This window comes from uncultured Nostoc sp. (assembly GCF_964245445.1).
Taxonomy (GTDB): domain Bacteria; phylum Cyanobacteriota; class Cyanobacteriia; order Cyanobacteriales; family Nostocaceae; genus Nostoc.
Genome location: NZ_CAXTNE010000117.1, coordinates 1 through 6,427 on the forward strand (window position 1 = coordinate 1; position 6,427 = coordinate 6,427).

The following is a 6,427-nucleotide window of genomic DNA, read 5'->3' on the forward strand; positions in this document are numbered from 1 at the left end:
GATGAGGGGGATGAGGGGGACAAGGGAGACAAGGGAGACAAGGGAGAAATAACCAAGAACAAATGACAAATGACTAAGGACAAATGACTACAGTAATAATTGATTTTGGTACTAGCAATACTGTTGTTTGTACTACTGATTTGATTACGCAAAAACCACGGACATTGAGATTTGACTCGATGTCGCGTCGCTTTGAAATCGGGGCTGAACAAGTTAGCGTTGTACCCAGTTTAGTATTTGTTGAAGGGCGCGATCGCATTTCTTTTGGTGAATCTGTACGCGCCAAACGCTTGGGGTTTGCCCAGCCGGAACGCTGTTTTAGAGCTTTCAAACGCGATTTGGCAGCAGATTTTGTCCCACCTCCGCGACAGTTGGATGGTAATAGTTACGGCGCTGAGGTGGTTTCGGAACTGTTTCTTAAGGAAATTTGGCAACAGGTTGAACAGCAATTACAACCTAGTAGCGTTATTTTCACAGTTCCCGTGGGTGCATTTGAGCGATATCTTGACTGGTTCCGCAATTTGGGCGACAAGTTAAATATTCCCGCAGTGCAAATTGTCGATGAATCTACCGCCGCAGCCCTTGGTTATGCTGTCAAGCATCCTGGTGCTGTGGTTTTGGTGGTTGATTTTGGCGGCGGTACTCTAGATTTAAGTTTAGTACGGACTGTCAGCGCTGAATCTGAACAGCAAGTAGTACGTGCGGAAGTTATCGCCAAATCCGATGCTTTTATTGGCGGCGTAGATATTGATACATGGATTGTTGAACATTACCTGCAAAAAATCGGTTCCTCCCGTGCTGAAGTTGGAGAAATCGGCTTTATGAATCTGCTGGAAGTAGCAGAAAGGGTAAAAATTCAACTTTCGATAACAAATGAGGCGAAAGAAAGTTGGTTTGATGATGAAAATTTTATGTCCCATGAATTGCAATTGCATCGGGATGAGTTAGGCGAAATTTTAGAAAATCAACAATTATTAGAACAGTTAAGACAAACTTTAGATGAAGTATTAGCGATCGCACTTTCAAAAGGTATCAGCAAATCTACAATTGAACAGGTTTTATTAGTGGGTGGTACTTGTCAAATTCCCGCCGTACAACAACTGGTAATTTCCTATTTTGGGCGACAAAAGGTAAAATTAGACAAACCCTTTGAAGCTGTCGCACATGGTGCATTAGCTTTAAGTGAAATGGCAGCAGTTGATGATTACCTGCACCACAGTTATGCGATTCGTCTTTGGGAACCCCACAGCAAAAGTTATTCTTATTTAACTTTAATTGAAAAAGGGGCAAAGTATCCAGTGGCGCGTTCTGAAGCTTTAACTCTGCAAGTCGCTACAGAGGGACAGCGAGAAATTCGCCTTGATATTGGGGAGGTAGCAGAAGTTTCTCAAGCGGAAGTTTATTACGATACTCAAGGCAGGATGACGAGTAGCCAGTTAGTAAAACAAGATAGTTATCGCTCTTTGGAAACTCATCATCAACAAGTATGTGTTGCTCATATCGAACCGCCTGGACAAACAGGAATAGACCGAATACAGACACAATTTGAAGTCAATGAACAACGGGTATTAGTAGTGACGGTAAAGGATTTATTGACGGGGAAAATGTTAGTTGAGAGGGGAGCTATCGCTAAACTAAAATAATCTTCTCTTCGCGTTATTCGCGCCTTTGCGGTTCGTTTAAAAAATCACCATAATTAAAAATGGGAATACTACTAATATAGCGGTTTGTAGTTGAATCCAATACAGACCTAGCCCCCAACCCCTTCCCTACTAGTGTTGGGGAGTAAGATTCAAAGCCTCTCTCCTACAAGGAGAGAGGTCAAAACTGTACTGCACCCAAGCGAGAACCCTTATAGTAAATTGGTAAAAATGCAATGACAGAGAATCAGAATCAACCTAAAAAATATGATGCCGTTTTAGGTACTCAAAATTCTGCCCCAATTGGCAGTGTTATTTTAGGCGGGCTGGAAGGTGTTAAAAGCCGCTTGAGAAGTGTAGATATAGAAGCGCAAATTTCCGCACTAAAAGAGGCACTCAATTACGGAGAAGCAGGTTTAGACTTAGTAATTCAGACTTGGAAATCTGAATCAGGAAATTTCAAGTGGGCTGCCTATTCGTTACTTCGCCACAGGGAAGAAGCAAGAGTTAAACAAGCGTTACAAGAATATAATCCCTGGCTAAATATCACTTGTCTCCACACTTTACAGCAGAATACGCTTATCACAGCTGTTGCCATTAGCCCAGATGAGAAAACTCTTGTCAGTGCAGGAAGAGACATTAATCTTTGGGATTTATATACCGGACAACTTCAACCTATTTCTATGGACGATTTCAACGTTAATTCTTTGGTTATTAGCCAAGATGGAAAAACTTTAGTTAGTAGAGGAGGAACTTATGACGGCGATCACAAAATCAAAGTGTGGGATTTACAGAGTGGACAGCGTAAACAAACTTTAGAAGAATCTACCTACAGAGTTTTTTCCCTAATTATTAGTCCAGATGGAAAAATTCTAGCCTGCGGCAGTGAGAATCGTGGAATTAATGTCTGGGATTTACAGACAGAACAAATTACACATACCATTAGTGGTCATTCACACTACTTAGTTCAAGCGTTAGCTATCAGTGCCGATGGAAAAACTCTGGTTAGTGGTGCTAATGACGCAACCATCAAAGTGTGGAATTTTGAAACTGGAAAGCTGATACACACTTTTAAAAAACATTCAAATGGTGTTGAGTCTGTAGCTATTAGCCCAGACGGGCAGACAATTGTCAGTGGTAGTAAAGATAAAACTATTAAAGTATGGAATTTACAGGCAAAACAACTTCAGTTCACACTTGAAGGGCATTCAGGATGGGTTTATTGTGTAGCTATCAGTCCAGATGGGAACACTCTTGTTAGTGGCAGTAGAGATAAAACTATCAGAATTTGGGGTGTTAAGTCTTAGAAAAAGTTGCGATCACACACTTCAATAAAAAGTGCAATCGCACTTCTGTTATTAAAAATAATTACCCCATATAAAGCGTATTTATGAAATTAGGTGATTATGGTGATCGCACTCAATAATTCCATCATATAAAAATAAAAAGTAAAAGCACGATGTCAAAAAATTCCAATCGCCCAACAGTTTATGATGCTGTCCTTGGTGGTCAAGAAAAGCGCCTCCTGGTGCTGTAGTCTTAGGAGGACTAGAAGGTGTTAAAAGACGCTTGGCAAATCCAGTAGTTGAACAAAGAATCGCTGCACTAGAAGAAGCACTAAAGTATGGCGAAGCAGGTTTGGAATTAGTAATTTGGGCGTTGGACGATAAATTATGGAAAGTACGCCAAGCAGCTTATTCACTACTAGCTTCTCGACAAGAACCTATAATACAAGAAATACTTCAGGAGTATGGTAAGAAAATTGACAGATATGATGCTTTCGTGGCGATGGCGCGTGCTGGCGGAGTGTCCGATGTCGATACGCTGATGGATAATCTAGAATATGACCGCACTAGCGCCACTTGCAAGTTAGTTGACTTTACACTGAGCTTACTTGATACCCCTCAAGGTCAAGACCGAATTCGACATTACCTTTTCAATGGCACACAGATACAACGTAATTATGCAGCACTTTACTTTAAGCGAAAAGGTGCAAAAGATATTTTAATTGAAGCAGTGCAGCAGGGCTGTATTGACAAAGTGCAAGCATTTTCTAAATAAAACAGCAATGTCAGAAAATCCCAATCAACCAAGAGAATATGATGCAGTACTTGGCGGACAAGTACCACCTCCAAAAGATGGTGTGGTTTTAGGAGGTATTGAAGGTGTTAAACGACGGTTGATCGGTGCTACATCCCTAGAACAACAAATTATCGCCGTTGAAGAAGCCCTAAAGTATGGACAAGCTGGTACAAAATTGGTATTTCAGATTGTAAATACTGAATCGGAAAAGTTGGAATTTACAGTATCGTCACTGCTGGGACAACAAGCATTAGCAAAAGTACAGTCCCATCTACACAGTGATATACCATTAATCTCTGCGGTTGATGTAAACTACAGTCGTTTGCAAAATTTGCTTGCTTCTGGAAAGTGGAAAGATGCAGACCAAGAGACTGCTAGTATAATGCTGCGCGTATGCGATCGCAAACCACAAGGATTTTTAGACCCATCAGACGTTGAAAAATTCCCTTGTGAAGATTTAAACACGATTGAAACTCTCTGGCAAAAATATAGCAATGGACGCTTTGGCTTTGTTGTACAGACGCATATCTGGCAAATGGTTGGCTGTACATCCAATCCTGACTGGGAAGCCTGGTGTCGCTTTGGTAAAGGTGTGGGATGGTTTTCTCAAGGTGCTTGGCGGTATTGGAATGACTTGACATTCGATTTGAGTGCTAACGTAGGACACCTACCCCGTGGCGGTGCATTTATAGGTTGGGGGTTAGGTGACTTTTGGACAGGTTGCAGAACCCTGTCTGCGCTTGCAGAGAAATTAGCAAACTGCAAAATAGCCTAAATTTGGGAACACTGGTATTAGCAACAGGTAAAAAGCGATGCCAGATAATACCAAACAACCCGGAGAATATGATGCTGTGCTTGGCGGAAAAAATCCTCCGCCAGTCGATGGTGTAGTTTTAGGCGGATTGTCAGGCGCAAAACAACGTTTCGCTAGCAGTGATGAAAATTACCGCTTTTTAGCGCTTTCGCAACTCATTAACTATAGACAGGAAGGCTGGGATTTAGTAATTCAGGCTTTAAAAGACCCATCACAACGGGTACAGTTAGCAGCATATAAATTATTGCGGGATATCTCAGAATTAAAAGTAAAACAGGCAATCTTAGAATTTAATCCCTATCGGTTTTTTGAGTGTGTTTATACAATTGAGCTTAATAGGAATGATGCTGCGATCGCCATTCATCCCGACGGCAAAACCCTCGTGTGTTGCGATGCTGGCGGTAGTTCTTTTGAAGAACCTCAAAGAGATGGCAGTATTGTTGGTGGGACTTATATAGACTTTAAAAAGTGGGATTTGAAGACAGGAAAAAATCTTCGCACCATCAATAAAATGTTTGGTACGAGAGTAAACGATTACCCAAAACATTTAACTTTCAGTGCTGATGCTCAAACTTTAGCGATAGGTGGTTCTCAGCATGACAAGACCATTAGAACTGAAATCTGGAATTTCAATACTGAGCAATTAAGTCATGTTATTAGCGGACAACCATTGTGGGAGTCGAGAAAGCGCAATATTATTACCGCTATTGCTCTCACTTCTGATGGCAAAATCCTAGCTAGCGGTAATGAAGCTGGTAATATTCTCGTCTGGGATTTAGAAACAAAACAAAACATTTACACTCTCAAAGGACATTTAAAAACTATAACTTCCGTTGCTATCAATGTAGATGCAAAAATTTTAGCAAGTGCTAGCTTGGATAAAACTATTAAAATTTGGGATTTAAGAACGGGAAGTGAAATTTATACTTTAATACCGCATCCTTGTATAGATGGGGTTCCTTGTACAACTTATTCACTAGCAATTAGTCCCAATGGACAAACGCTGATAAGTGGTCATGAAACTTTACCAAAAAACATTAGAATATGGGACTTGAGGACTGGTAAAGAAATCCATACTTTATTTCCTTATGGTAGTACAGGCCTTTTAACTTTCAGTTCTGATGGAAAAATATTTGTTAATGGCGGTGGATTCAATATTTGGAATTTACAGACACAAGAATTTCTTGCTGAACTCCGCAAGTGCCATGCTACTAGTATTGCTATTAGCCCAGATGCACAGACTATTGTTACTTACACTAGGAAATTAATTCAAGTATGGCGAGTTCCATAAAATAAAGGATAGGTGCAATTCCAAATAAGTGCGATCGCATTTCCTGAATTGGGAATACTGGTATTAGAGTCGAGAAAGAGAATGATGCCAAATAATCCCAATCAACCTCGAGAATATGATGCAGTACTTGGAGGCGAAGCGCCACCTCCTGTTAGTGGTGTGGTTTTAGGAGGAATTGAAGGCGTTAAGCGTCGTCTTTTAAGTAATAATCTAGAAGCAAAAATCGCTGCACTCAGTGAAGTTATCAACTATGGTGATGCAGGCTTAGAGTTAGTCATTCAAAGTTTACAGAATGAATCAGTGCAGTTAAAAGCAGTAGCATATAAGTTATTACATAAAAGAAAAGAAGCTGGTCTTGAACAGATTATTGCTGCTTTCAATCCATATCATTATAAATTTTTTGAATGCTTGACTACTTTAAGCGGACATACATCTGATGTATATGGAATAGCATTTAGTCCCGATGGACAAACTATTGCGAGTGGAAGCCATGATAAAACTATCAAATTATGGAATATTCAAACCAGCCAATTAATTTCCACATTAGGTGAAGGTTTATCATCTCTTTATGCCCTTGCGTTCAGTCCAGATGGAAAAACT

At 40.3% G+C, this 6,427-nt stretch carries 6 protein-coding genes; all 6 read left to right on the top strand.

Annotated elements, in window-relative coordinates; all coding sequences use genetic code 11:
- Nucleotides 1-83: 83 nt before the first annotated feature.
- Nucleotides 84-1,643: an Hsp70 family protein gene (locus ACFE90_RS19620; protein WP_375503420.1), complete on the top strand. Its 1,560-nt coding sequence runs from the start codon at nucleotides 84-86 to the stop codon at nucleotides 1,641-1,643.
- A gap of 233 nt (nucleotides 1,644-1,876) precedes the next feature.
- On the top strand, nucleotides 1,877-2,947 hold the full coding sequence (locus ACFE90_RS19625; protein ID WP_375503422.1) for a WD40 repeat domain-containing protein: 1,071 nt from the start codon (nucleotides 1,877-1,879) through the stop codon (nucleotides 2,945-2,947).
- Between the two features lie 262 nt (nucleotides 2,948-3,209).
- On the top strand, nucleotides 3,210-3,701 hold the full coding sequence (locus ACFE90_RS19630; protein WP_375503424.1) for a hypothetical protein: 492 nt from the start codon (nucleotides 3,210-3,212) through the stop codon (nucleotides 3,699-3,701).
- A gap of 7 nt (nucleotides 3,702-3,708) precedes the next feature.
- Entirely contained in the window at nucleotides 3,709-4,497 is a 789-nt protein-coding gene (locus ACFE90_RS19635; protein ID WP_375503426.1) for a GUN4 domain-containing protein, read from the top strand.
- A gap of 37 nt (nucleotides 4,498-4,534) precedes the next feature.
- The gene (locus ACFE90_RS19640; RefSeq protein WP_375503428.1) at nucleotides 4,535-5,827 is read left to right on the top strand and encodes a WD40 repeat domain-containing protein; all 1,293 of its coding nucleotides are present in this window, start codon (nucleotides 4,535-4,537) and stop codon (nucleotides 5,825-5,827) included.
- A gap of 81 nt (nucleotides 5,828-5,908) precedes the next feature.
- Nucleotides 5,909-6,427: WD40 repeat domain-containing protein (locus ACFE90_RS19645; RefSeq protein ID WP_375503430.1), on the top strand; the 519-nt coding region annotated here is incomplete at its 3' end.

Excerpts from the sequence above, each read along its gene's own strand:
- ACFE90_RS19620 (WP_375503420.1), top strand. The coding sequence starts at position 84 with ATGACTACAGTAATAATTGATTTTGGTACTAGCAATACTGTTGTTTGT.
- ACFE90_RS19625 (WP_375503422.1), top strand. The coding sequence starts at position 1,877 with ATGACAGAGAATCAGAATCAACCTAAAAAATATGATGCCGTTTTAGGT.
- ACFE90_RS19635 (WP_375503426.1), top strand. The coding sequence starts at position 3,709 with ATGTCAGAAAATCCCAATCAACCAAGAGAATATGATGCAGTACTTGGC.
- ACFE90_RS19640 (WP_375503428.1), top strand. The coding sequence starts at position 4,535 with ATGCCAGATAATACCAAACAACCCGGAGAATATGATGCTGTGCTTGGC.